20 protein-coding genes are annotated in these 20978 nt (G+C 63.7%); 6 read left to right on the top strand and 14 right to left on the bottom strand.

Going from position 1 to position 20978, the window contains the following annotated elements:
* Nucleotides 1-474 precede the first annotated feature (474 nt).
* Nucleotides 475-936: a rhodanese-like domain-containing protein gene (locus ACIPHN_RS20050; RefSeq protein WP_400439153.1), complete on the top strand. Its 462-nt coding sequence runs from the start codon at nt 475-477 to the stop codon at nt 934-936.
* 4 nt (nt 937-940) lie between these two features.
* Here the strand turns inward: ACIPHN_RS20050 and ACIPHN_RS20045 are convergent, their stop codons facing one another.
* Together ACIPHN_RS20045 and ACIPHN_RS20040 are read right to left on the bottom strand one after the other, a co-directional pair.
* Nucleotides 941-1642, bottom strand: a complete 702-nt coding sequence (locus ACIPHN_RS20045; protein WP_400439151.1) for a response regulator — start codon at nt 1640-1642, stop codon at nt 941-943.
* A gap of 33 nt (nt 1643-1675) precedes the next feature.
* A complete protein-coding gene (locus ACIPHN_RS20040) occupies nt 1676-2401 on the bottom strand; it encodes a response regulator (RefSeq protein ID WP_400439149.1) in 726 nt (241 codons plus the stop codon).
* Nucleotides 2402-2776: 375 nt separating this feature from the next.
* On the opposite strand from ACIPHN_RS20040, the gene ACIPHN_RS20035 reads away from it, so the two are divergent.
* On the top strand, nt 2777-4336 hold the full coding sequence (locus ACIPHN_RS20035) for a DUF1800 domain-containing protein (RefSeq protein ID WP_400439146.1): 1560 nt from the start codon (nt 2777-2779) through the stop codon (nt 4334-4336).
* Nucleotides 4337-4359: 23 nt separating this feature from the next.
* The gene (locus tag ACIPHN_RS20030) at nt 4360-5673 is read left to right on the top strand and encodes a DUF1501 domain-containing protein (RefSeq protein WP_400439144.1); all 1314 of its coding nucleotides are present in this window, start codon (nt 4360-4362) and stop codon (nt 5671-5673) included.
* 68 nt (nt 5674-5741) lie between these two features.
* On the opposite strand, the gene iscX is transcribed toward ACIPHN_RS20030, so the two are convergent.
* From iscX to iscR, 9 genes are all read right to left on the bottom strand, one after another.
* A complete protein-coding gene (gene iscX, locus ACIPHN_RS20025; protein ID WP_400439141.1) occupies nt 5742-5936 on the bottom strand; it encodes a Fe-S cluster assembly protein IscX in 195 nt (64 codons plus the stop codon).
* A gap of 36 nt (nt 5937-5972) precedes the next feature.
* On the bottom strand, nt 5973-6311 hold the full coding sequence (gene fdx, locus ACIPHN_RS20020) for an ISC system 2Fe-2S type ferredoxin (protein WP_400439139.1): 339 nt from the start codon (nt 6309-6311) through the stop codon (nt 5973-5975).
* A 45-nt stretch (nt 6312-6356) separates the two neighbouring features.
* Nucleotides 6357-8222 (bottom strand): Fe-S protein assembly chaperone HscA, encoded by a 1866-nt coding sequence (hscA, locus tag ACIPHN_RS20015; protein ID WP_400439136.1) that lies wholly within the window; start codon nt 8220-8222, stop codon nt 6357-6359.
* A gap of 26 nt (nt 8223-8248) precedes the next feature.
* Nucleotides 8249-8875: a LysE family translocator gene (locus tag ACIPHN_RS20010; RefSeq protein ID WP_400439133.1), complete on the bottom strand. Its 627-nt coding sequence runs from the start codon at nt 8873-8875 to the stop codon at nt 8249-8251.
* 15 nt (nt 8876-8890) lie between these two features.
* Nucleotides 8891-9406 carry a Fe-S protein assembly co-chaperone HscB gene (hscB, locus tag ACIPHN_RS20005; RefSeq protein WP_400439130.1) on the bottom strand — a complete coding sequence of 172 codons (516 nt, stop codon included), beginning with the start codon at nt 9404-9406 and terminating at the stop codon, nt 8891-8893.
* Between the two features lie 171 nt (nt 9407-9577).
* Nucleotides 9578-9901: an iron-sulfur cluster assembly protein IscA gene (gene iscA, locus ACIPHN_RS20000; RefSeq protein WP_400439127.1), complete on the bottom strand. Its 324-nt coding sequence runs from the start codon at nt 9899-9901 to the stop codon at nt 9578-9580.
* Nucleotides 9902-9957: 56 nt separating this feature from the next.
* Nucleotides 9958-10359 carry a Fe-S cluster assembly scaffold IscU gene (gene iscU / locus ACIPHN_RS19995; RefSeq protein ID WP_079215606.1) on the bottom strand — a complete coding sequence of 134 codons (402 nt, stop codon included), beginning with the start codon at nt 10357-10359 and terminating at the stop codon, nt 9958-9960.
* Between the two features lie 77 nt (nt 10360-10436).
* Nucleotides 10437-11690: an IscS subfamily cysteine desulfurase gene (locus ACIPHN_RS19990; RefSeq protein WP_400439124.1), complete on the bottom strand. Its 1254-nt coding sequence runs from the start codon at nt 11688-11690 to the stop codon at nt 10437-10439.
* 16 nt (nt 11691-11706) lie between these two features.
* On the bottom strand, nt 11707-12201 hold the full coding sequence (iscR, locus tag ACIPHN_RS19985; protein WP_400439121.1) for a Fe-S cluster assembly transcriptional regulator IscR: 495 nt from the start codon (nt 12199-12201) through the stop codon (nt 11707-11709).
* Between the two features lie 315 nt (nt 12202-12516).
* Between iscR and ACIPHN_RS19980 the strand changes: the two genes are divergently transcribed.
* The 3 genes from ACIPHN_RS19980 (at nt 12517) to ACIPHN_RS19970 (ending at nt 16021) form a co-directional block, all read left to right on the top strand.
* Entirely contained in the window at nt 12517-13284 is a 768-nt protein-coding gene (locus ACIPHN_RS19980; RefSeq protein WP_400439118.1) for a FadR/GntR family transcriptional regulator, read from the top strand.
* 291 nt (nt 13285-13575) lie between these two features.
* The gene (kdgD, locus tag ACIPHN_RS19975) at nt 13576-14496 is read left to right on the top strand and encodes a 5-dehydro-4-deoxyglucarate dehydratase (protein ID WP_400439115.1); all 921 of its coding nucleotides are present in this window, start codon (nt 13576-13578) and stop codon (nt 14494-14496) included.
* Between the two features lie 88 nt (nt 14497-14584).
* Nucleotides 14585-16021 (top strand): aldehyde dehydrogenase family protein, encoded by a 1437-nt coding sequence (locus tag ACIPHN_RS19970; RefSeq protein WP_400439113.1) that lies wholly within the window; start codon nt 14585-14587, stop codon nt 16019-16021.
* A 104-nt stretch (nt 16022-16125) separates the two neighbouring features.
* On the opposite strand, the gene ACIPHN_RS19965 is transcribed toward ACIPHN_RS19970, so the two are convergent.
* The 3 genes from ACIPHN_RS19965 to garD all read right to left on the bottom strand — a co-directional run bounded on the left by ACIPHN_RS19965 (nt 16126) and on the right by garD (nt 20942).
* Complete coding sequence (locus ACIPHN_RS19965) at nt 16126-17880, bottom strand: methyl-accepting chemotaxis protein (protein WP_400439110.1); 1755 nt, start codon at nt 17878-17880, stop codon at nt 16126-16128.
* Nucleotides 17881-18147: 267 nt separating this feature from the next.
* A complete protein-coding gene (locus tag ACIPHN_RS19960) occupies nt 18148-19248 on the bottom strand; it encodes a lactonase family protein (protein WP_400439107.1) in 1101 nt (366 codons plus the stop codon).
* A 125-nt stretch (nt 19249-19373) separates the two neighbouring features.
* Nucleotides 19374-20942, bottom strand: a complete 1569-nt coding sequence (garD, locus tag ACIPHN_RS19955) for a galactarate dehydratase (RefSeq protein WP_400439104.1) — start codon at nt 20940-20942, stop codon at nt 19374-19376.
* Nucleotides 20943-20978: the final 36 nt, after the last annotated feature.

Genomic DNA, 20978 nt, shown 5'->3' with positions numbered 1-20978 from the left:
CTTGCCAAGCGAATCTCCTAAAACGAGGAAGTAGTATAAATTGGGGTGTTGAGCCGTTTTCTGCGACTGGATCTTTGCATTTGATACAACGGTCTTGCGCCGAACTCAGTCGCGGATGATAGCAGATTCCATGCCACCAACCTTTCGGGGGCGGCAATTATGGAATATTTTAGGGAGCAGGCGGCTGGACGGCCTTCCCCTACAGTGCAGGAAAGCCGGAGGGATGCATTATTTTAGTGCAATTTAAGATAAATGCACCATTAAAATGCACTTCGATGATTTTTCATGTGAAACGCCCTGTTTTGGTGCCTGCGCCGTCTTGGGGCATCATGGCGCTTGATCGCGATCCTGCACCGGCCTGGAAAAATTGTTTAAAGTTTCACCTTCCGGGCAAGCCAGCTTCAAGACGGCTTGTCCGCTTCCCGTTGCATTTCCTGTTTTCATTTTGATAGCGCCCTGACAAAGAGAACCATCATGAGCCACCAAGACATCCTCGCCGCCGCCGCCGACCGTGCCAGTGCCGGCCAGCTTCCCTACCGCGGCGCGGTCACGCCCCAGGAGGCGCTGGCGCTGATCGAAGGCAATGCCGCCGTCAAGCTGGTCGATGTGCGTACCCGCGCCGAGCGCGATTGGGTGGGCATCGTGCAGATTCCGGCCGGCCAGCATCTGGCGGTGCAATGGAATCTCTATCCGGAGGGCAAACCCAATGCGCTGTTCCTGGAACAGCTGAAGGAAGTGGCCAACCCGGATGACATCCTGCTGTTCCTGTGCCGCTCCGGTGTGCGTTCCAAGCATGCGGCCAAGCTGGCCACCGACCATGGCTTCGGCCAGTGCTTCGACATCCTCGAAGGCTTCGAGGGCAACAAGGACGCCGCCGGCCACCGCAAGACCGTGGAAGGCTGGTGCAAGGCCGGCCTGCCCTGGGTCGGCGCCTGATGCCCTAGTTGCCCTGGACGTCCAGGATCCGTCCCAGCGACACCAGCAGCAGCGGGATGGAATCCAGGCCGCCCTCGCCTGCGCGCAGGGCTTCCTCGACACATTCCAGCAAGGCCACGATCTCGGCGCGCTGCATGGTCAGCGCGGCGCCCTTCATGCGATGCACCAGCTGGCCCATGACGGCCAGGTCGACACTGGCGTGCGCGGCGCGCAAGGCCTGCAGATCGTGTTGCGAGGTGCGCAGGAACAGCTGTTGCAGATCCTCACCGGCCGCCAGCTCCCCGGAGGAGGCCTGTGCATGGGTAGCGGGTGACTCGTGGTCGCACCACAGCGCCAGCATCTTGCGCAAGGCATCGCTTTGCAGGGGCTTGCCCAGCATGCCGTCCATGCCCTGCTCCAGACACAGCCGCACATGGGCCGGATCGGTTTCGGCCGAGATGCCGATCAGCGGCGTATAGGGACGCTGCGGCGTGGCCGATTCCAGCTCCCGTACCTGCTGCGCCACCTCATGGCCGAACATGTCGGGCAGGTAGCAATCCAGCAGCACCAGGCCGTAGGCCTGCGACTGTATCGCCGCCAGCGCGGTGGCGCCGTCGGACACGCTGTGGACCTCGCAACCCATGGTCCGCAGGCGATTGCCAATGGCCTGCCGTATCGTTGCCGAATCGTCTACCAGCAAGATCTGCGGCGAACTGCTAGTCATCATTATTATGTCCTCCCTTGTACTGCATGGCCTGCCCTACAGGTCCTTGATGTGATAAGCGATCTTGAAGAGTTCGTGGTCGCTGCGTACGCCCAGCTTGCGCAAGGCCGACTGCTTTTGCCCGCTGATGGTCTTGACGCTGCGCATGAACTTCTCGGCGATCTCGGTAACCGACAAGCCCTCCAGGCAACAGCGCAGCACTTCACGCTCCCGCGGTGACAGGCTGGACAACTCGGCCAGCGCCCGGCTGGCGGCCGGCACACCGCCACTGCCGCGCCGGCTGCCGCTGGCCGGTTCGGCCTGGCCGGCGCCGGACTCGGCCTGCTGCATCGAGGACAGTGCCGTCACCATGGTCACGTTCAGGTACTGGCGCCCTCGCCCCACGGCACGCACGGCCTGGATCAGCTCGCCCAGCTCCTGCGACTTGCCCACGAAGCCCTGCGCACCGGCCTTCATCGCCAGGGCCACGGTGGCCGGGTTGTGATGCGCCGAGGCGACCAGGATCTTGCTGCGCGGGAAACGCACCCGCAGCGCCCGGATCAGGTTCAGGCCATCGATATCGTTGCTGCCCAGCGCATAGTCGATCAGCAGCAGGTCCGCCGGCACCGTGCGCAATGCGACCATCAGTTCCTTGCTGGTGGCGAAGGCGCCCACCACGTCCAGGTCCGGCTCCTCGGCCAGGCGCATGGCCAGTCCGTAGCGGACCACCGCGTGATCGTCGAGCAGGGCGATACGCATCGCCGATGCCGGTGTCCATGTCATGCTGCGTCCCCATTCTCTTGTTCGGCCAATGTCCGCACTCCCCAGTGCGATTGCGCCAGTTTCTTCAAACGCGCTATTGTGGGTGAGCAATGGCATCAGGCGCTTGAGAATCCTCTGAAAAATCGAGAAAAATCCAGCTTGCGTTAGCACGTCGATAACTGGAACCGGATGACCGTAGCCAGGCTGGCAACTTTGCAGCCGCGTCATGCAGCTTTCTTCACCTGATGCGAGCGGCATGACAACCGAAATGCGTCACCTCGCGTTATGCCGGCATTCGCCCATCTGTGCGCATTGCGCATTACACTTTCTTACAGTGGGCGTTGCGGCCATTGTCCATACTGGCCTCCAACAATTTCGATACCGCGAGGCTCATCGATGCGCCCGTTACGCCAATTGATTTCCCCCTTGCCGGGTTCGACCCGCGCGCGCCGCGCTTTCTTGCTGGCGCTGCTGGCCAGCAGCCTGGAGCTGGCCCATGCGGCCTCGCCGACTGCCGCAACAACAGCGCCGCTGTCGGAGCAGGAACGTGCCCTGCACGTGCTGAACCGCCTGGCCTATGGGCCCCGGCCCGGTGACCTGGAACAGGTCGAGCAGATGGGCGTGAAACGCTACATCGAGCAGCAGCTGCATCCCGAACGCATCCCCCTGCCGGCAGACCTGCAAGCGCGGCTGGCGGCCTTGCCGGGCCTGCAGATGACGCCGGCGCAATTGTTCGTCGACTATGGCCCGCCCTCGATCGACAAGGAAGCCGACAAGGAGGTCAAGCAGGCGGCGCGGCAACGGGCGCCACGCGAGCTGACCCCGCAATTCCACATGGCGCGCCTGCTGCAGGCTACCGAAAGCCCGCGCCAGCTGGAAGAAGTGATGACCGAATTCTGGGCCAACCATTTCAACATCTTCGAAGGCAAGGAATGGGTGCGCTACTGGGTTGGCGACTATGAAAAGAATGCCATCCGTCCCTACGCGCTGGGCCACTTCCGCGACCTGCTGGGGGCGGTGGCACATCATCCGGCGATGCTGTACTACCTCGACAACTGGCTCTCCAGCGGCGCCGGTACGCCGGGTGCGCGCGGTCGCTTCAAGGGCTTGAACGAGAACTACGCACGCGAGCTGATGGAGCTGCATACGCTGGGCGTGGATGGGGGTTACCAGCAGGCCGACGTGATCACGCTGGCGCGCATCCTCTCGGGCTGGACCATCGATGTCAATGCCATGAAGGCGGGGGCGGCGCCCTTCGCGTTCGCCGCCCAGCGGCACGACAATTCGCCCAAGGTATTCCTGGGCCGGCCGCTCGCGGCCAGGGGTTACCAGGAAGGCGAAGCGGCGCTGGATATCCTGGCCACTCATCCGTCGACGGCGCGTTTCATCTCGACCCAGCTGGTGCAGTACTTCGTCTCCGACCAGCCCGATCCGGCGCTGGTGCAGCGACTCACGCAGAAATTCCTGGCCACCCAGGGTGACCTGCGCGCGGTACTGCAGACGCTCTTCGACAGTCCGCAATTCTGGGCGCGCAGCAATTACCAGACGCAGTTCAAGACGCCCTACCAGTTCGTGGTCTCGGCGCTGCGGGCTGGTGACATTCCCGTGAGGAATGCGAAACCGGTCAACGGCGCGTTCGGCCAGTTCGGCATGCCGCTGTATGGCTGGCTCACCCCCGAGGGCTACAAGTATTCGGAAGCGGCGTGGTTGAATCCCGACGCACTGCTGCGCCGGATCAACTTCGCCGGCAACCTGGTCAACGGCAAGTCGCCCATTGCCCGCGCCGAGGGCGACGCAGCGCCCGCCAATGCCGACGCCCGACCGGTCGATCCACGCCAGCTGCTGGGCACGCTGGGCCCGGCCATCTCACCGCAAGCGGCCGCCAAGATCGCCGGCGCCCCCGAGAATGTGCAGGCGGGTCTGATCCTGGGCAGTCCTGATTTCATGAAACGCTGATCCATCCGGCCAGAGAGACTTCCATGAACCGTCGTGATTTCATCCGTTATCTGGGCGCCGCCGGCAGCGGTGCCATCCTGGTCCCGATCGGCCTGTCCGGTTGCGCCGTGGCCCCCGTGGGCGACAAGAGCATCAGCCGCGCCACACCGGCCAAACTGGCCTATGGCAACCCTGCCCCGCGTGCGCATGCCAATGGCGATGGCGCGCCGCGCATGGTCGTGGTGTTCCTGCGCGGGGCGGTCGATGGCATGAACGTGGTGGTGCCGTATGGCGACCCCGAGTACTACCGCGCCCGTCCCAGCATCGCGGTGGCGCGTCCGGGCCAGGCCAATGGCGCCATCGACCTGACCGGTTATTTCGGCCTGCATCCGGCCTTGCAGCCGCTGATGCCGTACTGGGAAAGCGGCCAGCTGGCCTTCGTGCATGCCTCGGGTTCGCCCGATGGCTCGCGCTCGCACTTCGAGGCGCAGGACTACATGGAGACCGGCACGCCCGGCCAGCACAACACCCGCGACGGCTGGCTCAACCGCGTGATGGACTACCTGCCGCCAGCGCAATCGCCGCTGCAGGCACTCAATGTGGGCGATGCCACGCCGCGCATCCTGGCCGGACACAATGTGGTGGCCAACCTGCAGACCGGGCGTGCCGCCACCCGCCCCGGGCTGATCGACCAGCCCCGCATGATGCAGGCCTACGGACCGCTCTATGAGGGCGACGATGCCGTGGCCAAGGCCTACCGCGACGGCATCGCGGCACGCCACGAGCTGATGACCGAGATCAACAGCCAGGAGCAGCAGATGGCCAACAATGGCGCGCCGCTTCCCAATGGCCTGGCCATGGATACGGCCCGGCTGGGCCGCCTGATGCGACACGATCCCCGCATCCGCCTGGCCTTCCTGGCCGTGGGTGGCTGGGATACCCACATCAACCAGGGCAATGGCACCGGCCAGCTGGCGGGACGCCTCTCGCCCCTGGCCGGGGGCCTAGCCACGCTGGCCAGGGAACTGGGGCCGGCCTTCAATGACACGGTCATCGTGGTGATGTCGGAATTCGGCCGCACCTTCCGCGAGAACGGCAATGGCGGCACCGATCACGGTCACGGCAATGCGATGTGGCTGATGGGTGGCAACCTGCGCGGGGGCAAGATCTACGGTCAATGGCCGGGGCTGAACCAGACGGCCCTGAACGAAGGGCGCGACCTCGCCATCACCACCGATTTCCGCGCGGTGCTGTGCGCGCTGTCGGAGCGGCACATGCGCATCCACGACCAGGCACTGGAAAAGATATTTCCCCAATACGCCACGGGCGCCAAGGGCGTGCCGGACCTGTTCATCTAGCCGGCACGATCCGGAGACGAAAAAAAAACGCATCGATATCGATGCGTTTTTTCATTGCCAGTCAGGGCTTACTCCGCCTCGACGATCCACGCCGCCTGGATGGCTTCCAGGATGCGCTCGCCGGAGCGATTGGGATCGTCATCGAAGCCATCAAGCTCCATGACCCAGCGATGCAGGTCGGTGAAGCGGATGGTACTGGGATCGATGTTGGGGAACCTGTCGTAAAGCTCCTCGGCGATCAGCTGGGTATCAGTCCATTTCATGATTGGCTCCTGCCGGCACTGCCGGGGCAGTACGGCTCAATGGTTTTCGGATGCGTGGTTGATGGTGTACTTGGGGATTTCGACGGTCAGGTCGTCTTCGCCCAGCACGACCTGGCAAGACAGGCGCGAGGTCGCTTCCAGACCCCAGGCCATGTCCAGCAGGTCTTCTTCCTTGTCGGTGGGCTCATTGAGAGTCTCGAATCCCTCGCGGATGACCACGTGGCAAGTGGTACAGGCGCAGGACTTTTCACAGGCGTGCTCGATGTCGACGTCGCTGTCCAGCAGCGCATCGCACAGGGTCTTGCCGGCCGGGGCATTGATCACCGAGCCTTCGGGGCAGAGGACTGGATGGGGGAGGATAACGATCTGGGGCATGGGGGACTTTCGTGATTCGTGTCAGTGTGGATAGCGTGAATTCGCTCAGGCGACTTCGTCCAGTTTCTTGCCGGCCAGGGCGGCGTGGACACTACGGTCCATGCGGCGCGCGGCGAATTCCTCGGTGCCGTGCGCCAGCGCATCGACCGCTGCCTTGATGGCCAGGTGGTCGCTGCCCTGGGCGGCGGCGGTGACGGCCTCGATCTGCACTTCGATGTCGCGGCGCTCGTCTTCCGACAGTAGCGCGGCATCCGCTTGCAGGGCCGAGCGCGTGGCCAGCACGATGCGTTCGGCTTCGACTTGCTCTTCGCGCAGGGCGCGGCGTTGCATGTCTTCGTCGGCCGAGCTAAAGGATTCCTGCAGCATGCGCGCGATCTCGTCGTCGCCCAGCCCATACGAGGGCTTGACGCTGATCGAGGCTTCCACGCCGGAGGTCATCTCGCGCGCGGCCACGGCGAGCAAACCATCGGCATCGACCTGGTAGGTCACGCGGATGCGCGCCGCGCCGGCGGCCATGGGCGGGATGCCGCGCAGCTCGAAGCGTGCCAGCGAGCGGCAATCGGCGACCAGCTCGCGCTCGCCTTGCACCACGTGGATGGCCATGGCGGTCTGGCCATCCTTGAAGGTGGTGAATTCCTGGGCGCGCGCGCAGGGGATGGTGGAGTTGCGCGGAATGACCTTCTCGGCCAGGCCACCCATGGTCTCGATGCCCAGCGACAGCGGGATCACGTCCAGCAGCAGCCAGTCGTCACCGGGGGCGCGGTTGCCGGCCAGCAGATTGGCCTGCACGGCTGCGCCCAGCGCCACCACCTTGTCGGGGTCGATGTTGGAGAGCGGGTTGGTCTTGAAGAACTCGCCCACCGCGCGACGGATAGAGGGCATGCGGGTCGCACCGCCGACCAGCACCACGCCATCGACGTCTTCCACGGTCAGGCTGGCATCGCGCAGGGCCTTGCGCACCGGCGTCATGGTCTTGGTCACCAGGTGCTGGGTAATCTCGTTGAACTGCGCGGCCGTCATGGACAGGTGGACTTCCTCGCCGGACCGGAGCACGGCATCGATCTGCACTTCATCCTTGGTCGAGAGCAGTTCCTTGACCTCGCGCGCCTTGACCATCAGGAGGCGCGTATCCTCATCCGACAGCGGCTGCAGTTGCGCTTCCTGGCTGATCCAGCAGAACAGGCGGTGGTCGAAGTCATCGCCACCCAGGGCCGAATCGCCGCCGGTCGCCAGCACTTCGAAGACGCCACGGGTGAGCTTGAGCACCGAGATATCGAAGGTGCCGCCGCCCAGGTCATAGACCGCGAAGATGCCTTCGGAGCCATTGTCCAGGCCATAGGCAATCGCTGCCGCCGTGGGTTCGTTCAACAGGCGCAGCACGTTCAGGCCGGCCAGCTGTGCCGCGTCCTTGGTGGCCTGGCGCTGGGCATCGTCGAAGTAGGCCGGCACGGTGATGACCGCCCCCACCAGGTCGTCACCCAGGGCATCCTCGGCGGTCTGGCGCAGCGTGGCCAGGATCTGCGCCGAGACTTCCACCGGGCTCTTCACGCCGGCCACGGTCTTGATCTGCACCATGCCAGGCTGGTCCTGGAAGTCATAGGGCATGTTCTCGGCGTGGGCGATGTCCTTCAGGCCACGGCCCATGAAGCGCTTGACCGAGACGATGGTATTGCGCGGATCGGTGGTCTGCGCGGCCTGGGCCTTGTAGCCGATGTTGGCGTGGCCATTGGGCAGGTAGCGCACCACCGAGGGCAGCAGCACGCGGCCATCGTCGTCGGCCAGCACTTCGGGAATGCTGTTGCGCACGGTGGCCACCAGCGAGTTGGTGGTGCCCAGGTCGATGCCAACCGCCAGACGTCGCTGGTGCGGCGCGGTGGACATGCCCGGTTCGGAAATCTGCAGTAAAGCCATAGGATGTGGACTCGTGTGGAGCGATGTTATTCGGGTAAGGCCATCCGGATGCCGAGGCCGATGAAGGCACAACCTGCAAGGCGATTCAGATGGACGGAAGCAGAGGCACGGCGGCGGAACCAGGCGCCGACGGTGCCGGAGAAGAGCGCGATGGCGCTGAAGATGGCAAAGGCCTGGACGATGAAGACCAGCGCCAGCACCAGCATCTGCAGCGGTACGTGACCCGCGTCGGGATGCACGAACTGCGGCAGGAAGGCGATGAAGAACAGCGTCACCTTGGGATTGAGCATATTGGCCAGCACACTTTGCCAGTAGATGCGGCGCAGTGGCACGGCGGGTGCGCCCTGCCCTTCACCGGCCAGGGAAATGCCGGCCGCTGCCGAACGCAGGGTGCGGTAGCCGAGATAGGCCAGGTAGGCGGCACCGGCATATTGCAGCGCGTGGTAGGCCGGCGGGTAGGCCTTGATCAGGGCGGCAAAGCCCAACACCGCCAGCAGGGTATGGAAGACCAGGCCCGAGCTGAAACCGGCGGCAGCCACCAGCCCGGCCCGGCGGCCCTGGGCGATGCCGCGCGTGAGCACGTAGATATTGTCGGGGCCGGGGGCCAGCGTCAGCGTCATGGCGGCCAGCAGGAACAGCAACAGGTCAGGCATGGTGGTCTCCCGCGTTCAGCCTTCGATCAGCGCGAAGGCATCGCCGATTTCCGCGCCGAACTTGTCCAGGAACATCAGCTGGCGCACCAGCTGGCCAGCCTGCGTATAGTCGCCGGCGTCCAGGCCAGCCTCGATACGGGCGATCTCGGCCTTCTTCTCGGCCAGCAGTTCGCCATTGAGGCGCTCCAGGGCATCGAGATCGCGGCCGGCCTTGGCGTCATCCAGGGTCTCGCGCCATTCCATCTGCTGCATCAGGAAGGCCGGGGCCATGGCGGTATTGGATTCGGTCTGCAGGTCCACGCCATGGAGTTCGCACAGGTAGCGGGCGCGCTTCAAGGGGGTCTTCAGCGTCTGGTAGGCCTCGTTGGCGCGGGTGGCCCATTGCATGGCCACGCGCTTCTCGGCATCGCTGGCGTGGGCGAACTTGTCCGGATGCGCCTGTCCCTGCACGCGATGATAGGCCTGCTCCAGCGCCTTGAGATCGACGGCGAAGCGTTGCGGCAACTGGAACAGGTCGAAGTGGTTTTGCATGGCTGAAAAATAAAAAGCCTGTCGGACTGCAACAGGCTTGGCACATCAGGGACGGCGAACAGTGACCAGGTCGGGCTCTGCAAGAGGGATCAGGCGGCTGTCACGGTCGGCTAAGCACTGGCCGCCAGCGCCCATGACCCGGGCGCGGCGGCATCGACAAGAACGCAGCAATCAGATGCGGAAGCTCTCGCCGCAACCGCATTCGTCCTTGACGTTGGGGTTCTGGAACTTGAAACCTTCGTTCAAGCCTTCGCGGGCGAAGTCCAGCTCGGTGCCGTCGATGTAGGGCAGGCTCTTGGGATCGACAAACACGCGCACGCCATGCGATTCGAAGACGGTGTCCTCGGACGCCTGTTCATCCACGTATTCCAGCTTGTACGCCAGCCCGGAGCACCCGGTGGTACGCACGCCCAGACGCAGGCCGATGCCCTTGCCACGACGTTCCATGTACCGGCTGATGTGTTTTGCTGCCTTCTCTGTCAATGTGATTGCCATGATGCCTGCCTTACTGAATCAAAAACGGCTTGCGCCGGCCTGCGACCGGGAGTCGATCAGGCTGCTGCCTTCTGCTCTGCGCCGTGCTTGGCCTTGTAGTCCTGCACGGCCGCCTTGATGGCGTCTTCGGCCAGGATGGAGCAGTGGATCTTCACCGGCGGCAGCGCCAGTTCCTCGGCGATCTGGGTGTTCTTGATGGACAGGGCTTCGTCCAGCGTCTTGCCCTTGACCCATTCGGTCACCAGCGACGACGAGGCGATGGCCGAACCGCAGCCATAGGTCTTGAACTTGGCATCCTGGATGACGCCATCGGCGCCCACCTTGATCTGCAGCTTCATCACGTCGCCGCAGGCGGGCGCGCCCACCATGCCGGTGCCAACGGTCTCGTCGCCCTTCTCGAAGGCGCCGACGTTGCGCGGGTTTTCATAGTGGTCGAGTACTTTTTCCGAATAAGACATGTTCTTGCTCCTAGAAGATGGTTTCGTCCATCGCCGGCGGCTTCATGAGGCTGCTGGCGACGGCTGGCAGGTCCGGTTTAGTGGGCCGCCCACTGGATGGTGGAAAGGTCCACGCCATCCTTGTACATATCCCACAGCGGCGACAGCTCGCGCAGCTTGCCGACCTTGCTCTTGATCAGCTCGATGGTGAAGTCGATGTCTTCCTCGGTGGTGAAACGACCGATGGTGAAACGGATCGAGCTGTGCGCCAGTTCATCGCTGCGGCCCAGGGCGCGCAGCACGTAGGACGGTTCCAGGCTGGCCGAGGTGCAGGCCGAGCCGGAGGACACGGCGATGTCCTTGATGGCCATGATCAGCGACTCGCCCTCGACGTAGTTGAAGCTCACGTTCAGGTTGTGCGGGACGCGGTGTTCCATGTCGCCGTTGATGTAGGTCTCTTCGATCTCCTGCAGGCCCTTGGCCAGGCGATCGCGCATGGCGCGGATGTGGGCCAGTTCGCTATCCATCTCTTCACGGGCCAGCCGGAAGGCTTCGCCCATGCCCACGATCTGGTGGGTCGCCAGGGTACCCGAACGCAGGCCGCGCTCGTGACCGCCACCGTGCATCTGCGCCTCGATGCGCACGCGCGGCTTGCGGCGCACGTACAGCGCACCGATACCCTTGGGGCCGTAGGACTTGTGGGCCGAGAAGCTCATCAGGTCAACCTTCCAGTTTTCCAGGTCGATCTTGACCTTGCCGGTGGCTTGCGCGGCATCGCTATGGAAGATGATGCCCTTGGAGCGGCAGAACTCGCCGATTTCCGGCACTGGCTGGATCACGCCGATCTCGTTGTTGACCAGCATGACCGAGACCAGGATGGTGTCCGGACGCACGGCGGCAGCGATCTGCTCGACGGTGACCAGGCCATTGTCCTGCGGCTGCAGGTAGGTGGCTTCGAAGCCCACGCGTTCCAGCTCGCGGAAGGTATCCAGCACCGCCTTGTGCTCGGTCTTCACCGTGATGATGTGCTTGCCCTTGGACTTGTAGAACTGCGCCGCACCCTTGATGGCCAGGTTGTTGCTCTCGGTGGCGCCGGAGGTCCAGATGATCTCGCGCGAGTCCGCATTGACCAGCTTGGCCACTTCTTCACGCGCCTCTTCCACGGCCTTCTCGGCGGTCCAGCCATACATGTGGCTGCGCGAGGCAGGATTGCCGAACTGCTCGCGCAGATAGGGAATCATCTTGTCGGCCACGCGCGGATCGACCGGGGTGGTCGCCGAGTAGTCCATGTAGATCGGGAAGTGCGGAGCCTTGATGGTCTCCAGCAGGCTTTTTTCCAGGGGTGCGTTCATAGGTCCTTGCTCCAAATCAGGCTGCGGCTTGCGGGCGGTGCATCACCACCACGCTCTGCGAGTCGGCGGAACGCAGCTCCGCCGGCTTGGGTTCTTTTTGCTGGTCGACCAGGTCCTGCAGCGAGACCGAATCCAGGTACTCGACCATCTTTTCGTTCAGGGTTGACCACAGGTCATGGGTCATGCAGCGCGCGCCACCGGGATGGGAGGCGCTGTGGCAATTTTCCTTGCCACCGCACTGGGTCGCATCCAGGGGTTCATCGACGGCGATGATGATGTCGGCCACCGACACATCGGCGGCCTTGCGGGCCAGGTTGTAACCGCCACCGGGGCCGCGCACGGACTCGACGATCTGGTGACGCCGCAACTTGCCGAACAACTGCTCCAGATATGATAAAGAAATTTCCTGGCGCTCGCTGATGGCCGAGAGCGTGACGGGGCCCTTGCCCTGGCGCAAGGCCAGGTCAATCATCGCCGTCACGGCAAAACGACCTTTGGTAGTTAGACGCATGGATGTTCACTCCAGAAACAAATGTTTCGCTGGAACCGCTTACCCTGAATTCCCGAATATTTGAGTCAAGTATATCAAACCCGACTAATTCTGTCAGGTACGTACTTCAGTGCCGCCATTGAAAAAGCGCAAATTCAGGTGAAACTTGTCTGACCTCCTGCTGAAATTGCGCTAATCTCATGCTTCCGGCTGGCATTTCCGTTCGTTCGCCACTTATCGATCTGGTAAGATGGCGCAACATTTTTCATCTGGCGATGCGCGGACTGACCAAAACAACACAAGCCGGGTCCGCGCCGCATTTCAAACTAGAACGATATGGATGTAAGCGATACCCCCAACCCGCTGCTGCGCCCGCGCCGCAAGCCCCAGAGCCTGTCGCAGGAAGTGGTGGCGTCGCTCACGGCGATGATCAGCAATGGCAGCCTCAAGCCCGGAGACAAGCTGCCCACCGAATCCGAAATCATGCAGACCCAGGGTGTCTCGCGCACCGTGGTGCGCGAGGCGATCTCGCGCCTGCAGGCGGCCGGCCAGGTGGAAACCCGCCATGGCATCGGCACCTTTGTATTGGAGGCCAAGAAAGGCTCCAACATCAACATCGACCCGGCCACCATCACCACCATGCGCGACCTGCTGGCGCTGCTGGAGTTGCGTATCAGCCTGGAGACCGAGACCGCCGGCCTGGCCGCGGCCCGTCGCACCGATGAGCAGTTGCAGGAAATCCGGCAGGCGCTGGACCTGTTCCGCGACAACCAGCAAGGCGGCGGCGACACCGTGGGACCGGATTTCCGCTTCCACTTCGCCATCGCCAATGCCACCGGCAATCGTTACTTCATCGAGATCATCAGCCATCTGGGCATGGGCGTGATCCCGCGCAAGCGCATCAATACGGCCGAGCTGGCCCATGACCAGCAGGCCAGCTACCTGGACCGGGTACAGCGCGAGCACGAAGATATCTACGAAGCCATCGCCCGTGGTGACGCCGAGGCCGCCCGCGCGGCCATGCGCAATCACCTGACCAACAGCCGCGAGCGCCTGCGCCGCGCGCAACAGGAAGCCGAATCGGGCGCTGCCAGCGCAGCCTGATAGCGTCTTCCCGCCCCTTCGAGCCGGCGCACCGGCTTGAAGGGGGGCGTCCCGGCTGATCCTCCCCCCGCTGCGCCCTCGTCGCTCCCTAGTCGATTTCCCGCCGCGCCCTCCCCTCGTTTTTTCAACACACCCATCAAATCCCCGCCAAAAAGTGCTGGATTTCTGAAATCTTATGTTGTACGATGACTGATATCCTATACGGATATAGAGCTGCAACGAGATTCAGAGACAACACCAAGAACATTTGCATCCATTCCAATCCAATTCTTAACGGCGTCGAGCGAAACCATGTCCCAGTACACACCCCAAGACCTCAAACAGATCCTCTCTTCCGGCCTGCTGTCGTTCCCGCTGACCGACTTCGACGAGCAAGGTGACTTCCGTCCCAAGACCTACATCGAGCGCCTGGAATGGCTGGCACCGTACGGCGCCAGCGCACTGTTCGCCGCTGGCGGCACCGGTGAATTCTTCTCGCTGGTCCCGGGCGAGTACTCGGACATCATCCGCACCGCCGTCGAGACCTGCCGCGGCAAGGTGCCCATCATCGCCGGCGCCGGTGGCTCCACCCGTGCCGCCATCGCCTACGCTCAGGAAGCCGAGCGCCTGGGCGCCCACGGCATCCTGCTGATGCCGCACTACCTGACCGAAGCCAGCCAGGACGGTATCGCCGCCCACGTCGAAGCGGTCTGCAAATCGGTCAACTTCGGCGTCATCATCTATAACCGCGCCGTCTGCAAGCTCAATGCCGAAACCCTGCAAAAGCTGGCCGACCGTTGCCCCAACCTGATCGGCTTCAAGGACGGCGTCGGCGAGATCGAGCCGATGGTCCACATCCGCCGCAAGCTGGGCGACCGCTTCACCTACCTGGGTGGCCTGCCGACCGCTGAAGTGTATGCCGCCGCCTACAAGGCGCTGGGCGTGCCGGTGTATTCCTCGGCCGTGTTCAACTTCATCCCGAAGACCGCCGTGGAGTTCTACGAAGCCATCGCCAAGGATGACCACGCCACCGTGGGCAAGCTGATCGACGACTTCTTCCTGCCCTACCTGGAAATCCGCAACCGCAAGGCTGGCTATGCAGTGTCCATCGTCAAGGCCGGTGCCAAGATCGTCGGCCACGATGCCGGTCCGGTGCGCACCCCGCTGACCGACTGCACGCCGCAAGAGCACGAAGAACTGGCCGCGCTGATCAAGAAGCTCGGCCCGCAATAAGCCGCAGCAGCATTGCCAAGGGGGCCGCAGGAAACTGGCGGCCCTTTTTTCTTTTCCCCTACCCCTTATTCCTCCCAGGAGCTATGCGATGACCCAATTCGCGAACTACATCAACGGTGAATGGCTGGCCGGCGCCGGCATCAACAAGAACGTCAACCCCTCCGACCTGTCGGACGTGATCGGCGAATACGCCCAGGCCGATGCGGCCCAGACCGAGCTGGCCATTGCCGCTGCCCACGCCGCCTTCCCGGCCTGGAGCACTGGCAGCATCCAGGCCCGCGCCGACGCCCTGGACAAGATCGGCAACGAGATCCTGGCGCGCCGTGAAGAGCTGGGCACCCTGCTCTCGCGCGAAGAAGGCAAGACCCTGCCCGAAGGCATAGGCGAAGCCACCCGTGCCGGCAACATCTTCAAGTTCTTCGCCGCCGAGGTGCTGCGCATCCGTGGCGACAAGCTGGCCTCCGTACGTCCCGGCATGGACGTGGAAATCACCCGCGAACCGCTGGGCGTGATCGGCATCATCGCACCGTGGAACTTCCCGCTGGCCATCCCCGCCTGGAAGATCGCCCCGGCCCTGGCCTACGGCAATACGGTGCTGTTCAAGCCGGCCGAACTGGTGCCGGGTTCGGGCTGGGCCATCGCCGACATCATCAGCCGCTCGGGCATCCCGGCGGGCGTCTTCAACCTGGTCATGGGCCGTGGTTCGGTGGTGGGCCAGCGCTTCATCGAGGATCGCCGCGTGGCCGGCATTTCCTTCACCGGTTCGGTAGCGACCGGCAACCGCGTGGCGCAAGGCGCGATCGCGCGCATGGCCAAGTTCCAGCTGGAGATGGGTGGCAAGAACCCGATGGTGGTCTTGAATGACGCCGACCTGGACGTGGCCGTGACCGCCGCCGTGCAGGGCGCCTTCTTCTCCACCGGCCAGCGCTGCACGGCATCGAGCCGCCTGATCGTGGAAAAGGGCATCTACCCGCGCTTCATCGAGGCGGCTTGCGCGCAACTGGCCAAGGTCAAGGTCGGCCATGCGCTGCAGAAGGAAAGCCATATCGGCCCCGTGGTCGACCAGTCGCAACTGGACCAGGACTTGTCCTATGTGGCCATCGGCAAGGGCGAAGGCGCCACGCTGGTGTCGGGTGGCGAACGCCTCTCGCGCGAGACCGACGGCTTCTACATGGCCCCGGCGCTGTTCGCGGACGCCCACAACGACATGCGCATCTCGCGTGAAGAGATCTTTGGCCCGGTCGCGGCCGTGATCCCGGCCGACAACTACGAGCACGCCCTGCAACTGGCCAACGATACCGAGTTCGGCCTGTCCTCGGGCATCTGCACCACCTCGCTGAAGTACGCCACCCACTTCAAGCGCCACGCCCAGGCGGGCATGGTGATGGTCAACACGGCCACCGCCGGCGTCGACTATCACGTCCCCTTCGGCGGTCGCAAGGGTTCCAGCTATGGTGCGCGCGAGCAAGGCACCTACGCCGCCGAGTTCTACACCACCGTCAAGACCAGCTACACCCAGGCCTGATCAGCGGTTGCAGCGACGAAAAAAAACCTCCGCAGTGTCTGCTGCGGAGGTTTTTTTATTGCCGGGACAAATGCCCGACCTGGCCGGGCCAGAGCGGATAGCGCTCAGAATTCTTCCCAGTCCTGACCGTCGTCCTTGGCACGGCTGCTGCTGGCGGCGCTGGCAGGCTTGGCCGGCGGCAGCTTGGGAGCCGCCTTGGGCGCTGGCGCCACAGCTGCCACGGCAGGTGCGGCCGGGGCCGCTTGCACGGGCTTGCTGGCCTGGGCAGGAGCCGGACGCGGCTTGGCCTGGCTGGCAGCAGCCTGCTGGACGTCGATCTTGAAGATGCTCACCGCACCCACCAGGTTGGTGGCCTGCCCCTGCAGGGATTGCGCCGCTGCAGCAGCTTGCTCGACCAGCGCGGCATTCTGCTGGGTCACCTCATCCATTTGCGTGATGGCACGGTTGACCTGCTCGATACCGCTGCTCTGCTCACGGCTGGCTTCGGCAATCTCGCCGACGATGTCGGTGACGCGCTGCACGCTGGAGACCACCTCGCTCATGGTGGCACCGGCCTGCTCGACCAGCTGGCTGCCGGTCTCGACCTTGTTCACCGAATCATCGATGAGGGACTTGATTTCCTTGGCTGCCGCCGCTGAACGCTGGGCCAGCGAACGCACTTCCGAAGCCACCACGGCAAAGCCGCGACCCTGCTCGCCGGCACGGGCGGCTTCCACCGCCGCATTCAGGGCCAGGATGTTGGTCTGGAAGGCGATACCGTCGATGACGCTGATGATGTCGACGATCTTGCGCGAGGAATCATTGATGGCCTGCATCGTATCGACCACCTGCGACACCACCTCGCCGCCCTTGCTGGCGGTGGAGGATGCCGAATGCGCCAGCTGGTTGGCCTGCAGGGCATTCTCGGCATTCTGCTTGACGGTGCCGGTCAGCTGTTCCATCGAGGCCGCGGTCTCTTCCAGCGAACTGGCCTGCTGCTCGGTACGCGAGGACAGGTCCATGTTGCCGGCGGCGATTTCCTTGGCGCTGGTGTTGATGCTGTCGGAGCTGCTACGCACACGCGACACCGTGGTCAGCAGCGCTTGCTGCATGCTGCGGATGGCCGAGAACAGGCGGCCGATCTCGTTGCGGCTCTCCACATCGACCTTGGTGGTCAGGTCGCCATTGGCGACCAGGTCCAGCAGGTGCACGGCGCGGTTGAGCGGTGTGAGCACGATGTTGCGCAGCATGAAATGCACACCGACGACCAGGAACATGGCGCCGATCAGGCCGGCCACGACCAGCCAGACCACCATGTTGTATTCACGGTCACGTTCGTCGGCGGCCTTGTCGCTGAGTTCCATGGCCAGCTTCTGGTACTTGTCCAGGGCCACCGAGAAGCGCGTACCGCCCGGGCTGATCTGCTTGGTATTGAGTTCCGAATAAGCCAGGACATTGCCAGCGGCCAGCAACTCGGCAGCTTGCCTGAGATTGTCGTTGAGCGCCTTGCCAGCCTCGATCAGCTCGGTACGCGTGGCCGGATCCTGGCCAGGCAGATCGGGCAGCTTGACGTAGTCATCCAGGAACTTGAGGCCACGGTCATAGGTCATCTTGGCGCTCTTGACCGCCGCCTCGGCCACGGCCGGATCGCCCTTCTCCATCAGGGTGGCGTAGATACGCGTCTGCGCGGCACGGGTGCGCGTGGTGTCCTTGTAGGCGTCATTGATGACGATGGTGCGCCGGGCCAGTTCATGGACAAAGTCTGTCGCCTGGTTGGCACGCCCCAGGGCAAAGATACCCACCCCGGCACCCACCACGATCATGATAGAAAACAGCGCAAGCGCGCTCATCAGGCTGAAGCGAACCGTCAGATTCCGCATTCCCTCTCTCCACTTAATTTTTATGCAACACAAGAAATGAAACTTCTTCTCAGACGATACAGCAGCCGTCACGCGGCGATTCAATCAGCAAACTGACTAAAACTGCCCTATTTCCCGGTTAGGACGGTCAGCACGCTTTCAGGATCATGATTGTGCAATGCACGCACGCAAGCCTGCCTGTTCTGGATCAAGCATGTTGTAGATCGCGCACAAATAGCCTTGTCGGAGTGACATTCCCGACAAGGCGACAGGGGTAATCCGACCCGATCAAGGCAGGTCGATGATCTCCACCCAGTTGGGATTGCGGCCCAGGGTGTAGCGGAACAGCGGCTTGAGCGCGCCGCTGGCGGGATCGATAGCGTAGCTGCTCAGGCCGGCTTGCTGGCCGACCGCCAGCAGGTAGCGGCCTTGGGGATCGATATTGAAGCCGCGCGGCTGGGTTTCGGTGGGGATGTTGAGGATGCGCGAGAGCTTGCCGGTGGCGGCATCCACGCGATAGCCGGTGAGCGTGTTGGAGGTGCGCTCGCTGGCGTAGAGGAAGCGTCCGTCGGGGGTCAGGTGCAGGTCGGCCGCGGCCAGTTGCTCGTTGCTCTTGAAGCCTTCCGGCAGCGCCGAATCGGTGGCTTGCAAGGTCAACGTGCCGGCCTGGCGGTCATAGGCGTAGGTATTGACGGTGGCGTCGAGTTCGTTGGTGGAATAGACGAAGCGCTTGTCCGGCGAGAACACGAAGTGACGCGGACCGGCGCCGGCCTTGGTCGCCACCGACGGCGGCGCATTGGGGGTGACCTTGCCGCTGGCCACATCGAAGCGGTACTGCAGGATCACGTCACTGCCCAGGTTGGAGGCAAACAGGAAGGCATTGTCGGGATCGACCTGCACCGAGTGCGCATTCTTCCCCGTGGGGATCACCGCCAGCGGCGGCGTCTGCACCACGCCATCTGACCCGATGGCATTGACCGAGATCTTGTTGCCCGAATAGGAGGCCGCGAACAGGTAGCGCCCGGTATGGTCGGTGGCGATGTTGGCCATGTTGTCGGCCAGCGGGGCCTTGGACAGGGCTTGCAGCTTGCCGCTCTTCGGATCGATGGCATAGCTGACCACCGAATACGGCTGGCCGCGCAGCGAGGCATACAGGTACTTGTGATCCGGGCTCAGCGCCAGCGGCATGACGGTACTGCCGGTGTCGACCTTGTCGACCAGGTTGACGCTGCCATCGCCATTGAGCTGCAGGACATAGATGTCGTGGCTGTCGGCGTTGGACACATAGGCGATGGTGGCGGCGCCCGCGTGAGCGGCTGCCAGGCCCAGGGCGGAAGTGGCGATCAGGGCGGCCAGGCGGGAGCCGGCGGTGGAGTTCTTGTCGGTCATGGCGTCTCCTTGCGGATGATGTTGTTGTGTGAGGTCATGCAGAGTCAGCGAAGTCCGCCGATGCGGCAGCGATCGCTGGAGGGATAAAAGAAAGGGACCCGCAAGCGGATCCCTTTCGAGAAAAATCAGGTCACCGGCGCCGGGTTGAACAGGGTCAGTGCGTTGTGCAGCTTCCACTGCTCGGCCCAGGTGCGCTTCTTGCCGCTGGCCACGTCCAGCATCAGCTGGAACAGCTCCCAGCCGACGTCTTCGATGGTGGCCTCGCCGCTGGCGATGCGGCCGGCATTGACGTCCATCAGGTCATGCCAGCGCCGCGCCAGGTCATTGCGGGTAGCGACCTTGATGACCGGCACGGCAGCCAGGCCATAAGGCGTACCACGGCCGGTGGTGAAGATGTGCAGGTTCATGCCGGCTGCCAGCTGCAGCGTGCCGCAGATGAAGTCGGAGGCCGGCGTGGCCGCATAGATCAGGCCCTTCTGCTGCAGCTTGTCGCCCGGCGCGAGCACGCCCGAGATCGGGCTGGAACCGGACTTGACGATGGAGCCCATGGCCTTCTCGACGATATTGGCCAGGCCACCCTTCTTGTTGCCGGGGGTGGTGTTGGCGCTGCGGTCGACGCCGCCCTGCTTGAGGTAATTGTCGTACCAGTCCATCTCGCGGATCATGGCTTGCGCCACTTCCTCGTTGACGGCGCGCGAGGTCAGCTGGTCGATGCCGTCACGTACCTCGGTCACTTCCGAGAACATCACCGAGGCACCGGCCCGCACCAGCAGATCGGTGGCATAGCCGACAGCCGGATTGGCGGTCACGCCCGAGAAGGCGTCGCTGCCACCGCACTGCACGCCAACCACCAGATCGGCAGCAGGACAGGTTTCGCGACGGCGCTTGTTCAGCTCGGTCAGGCGCGCCTCGGCCATCTTCATGATGGAGTCGATCATGGAGTTGAAACCCACGTGCTCCGCATCCTGCAGGCAGACCACATAGGGCTCGCCGGCCTTGTGGATGGGGATCATGTTTTCCGGCAGCAGGCGGTTGGGTTGCAGCTTTTCGCAACCCAGGCTGACCACCATGGCCTGGCCACCGAAGTTGGGGTTCAGGCTGATGTTGCGCAGCGTGCGGATGGGGATGCCGGCATTGGGTGCATCGATGGCCACGCCGCAACCGTAGGTGTGCTCCAGCGCCACCACGTCTTCCACATGCGGATACTTGGGCAGCAGCTCGGCGCGGATGCGCTTGACCGCGTGCTCCACCACGCCGGCCACGCATTGCACGGTAGTGGTGATGGCCAGCAGGTTACGCGTACCGACCGAACCATCGGCATTGCGATAGCCCTCGAAGGTATAGCCTTCCAGCGCGGGTTGCGGCGCCGGCTTCTTGGTCGCGATGGGCAGGTTGTCCAGCTCGCGCGCCGGCGGCATGCGCACCAGCGACTCCTCAATCCAGCTGCCCTTGGGGATATCACGCACGGCGTAGCCGATGGCGACGTCGTAACGGACGATGGCCTCGCCTTCCTTGAGATCGCGCAGGGCGATCTTGTGGCCCTGGGGGACGCGGTCGACCAGGGTCAGGCCATCCGGAAAGACGGTGCCGGCCGGCAGGCCGCCGTCGTTGACGACGATGGCCACGTTGTCCGTGTCATTCATCATGATGTAGCGCGGCGTGGAGGCCTGGCTGGAGACGGTATCGGTGCTCATGCTAAGTTCCCATACGACAGAATGCTTCAAACGAAA

It is taken from the genome of Herbaspirillum sp. NPDC087042 (assembly GCF_044745245.1).
GTDB lineage: Bacteria > Pseudomonadota > Gammaproteobacteria > Burkholderiales > Burkholderiaceae_D > Herbaspirillum.
The sequence above is the reverse complement of the archived record's forward strand: the minus strand, read 5'-3'. Positions and strand labels throughout refer to the sequence as shown.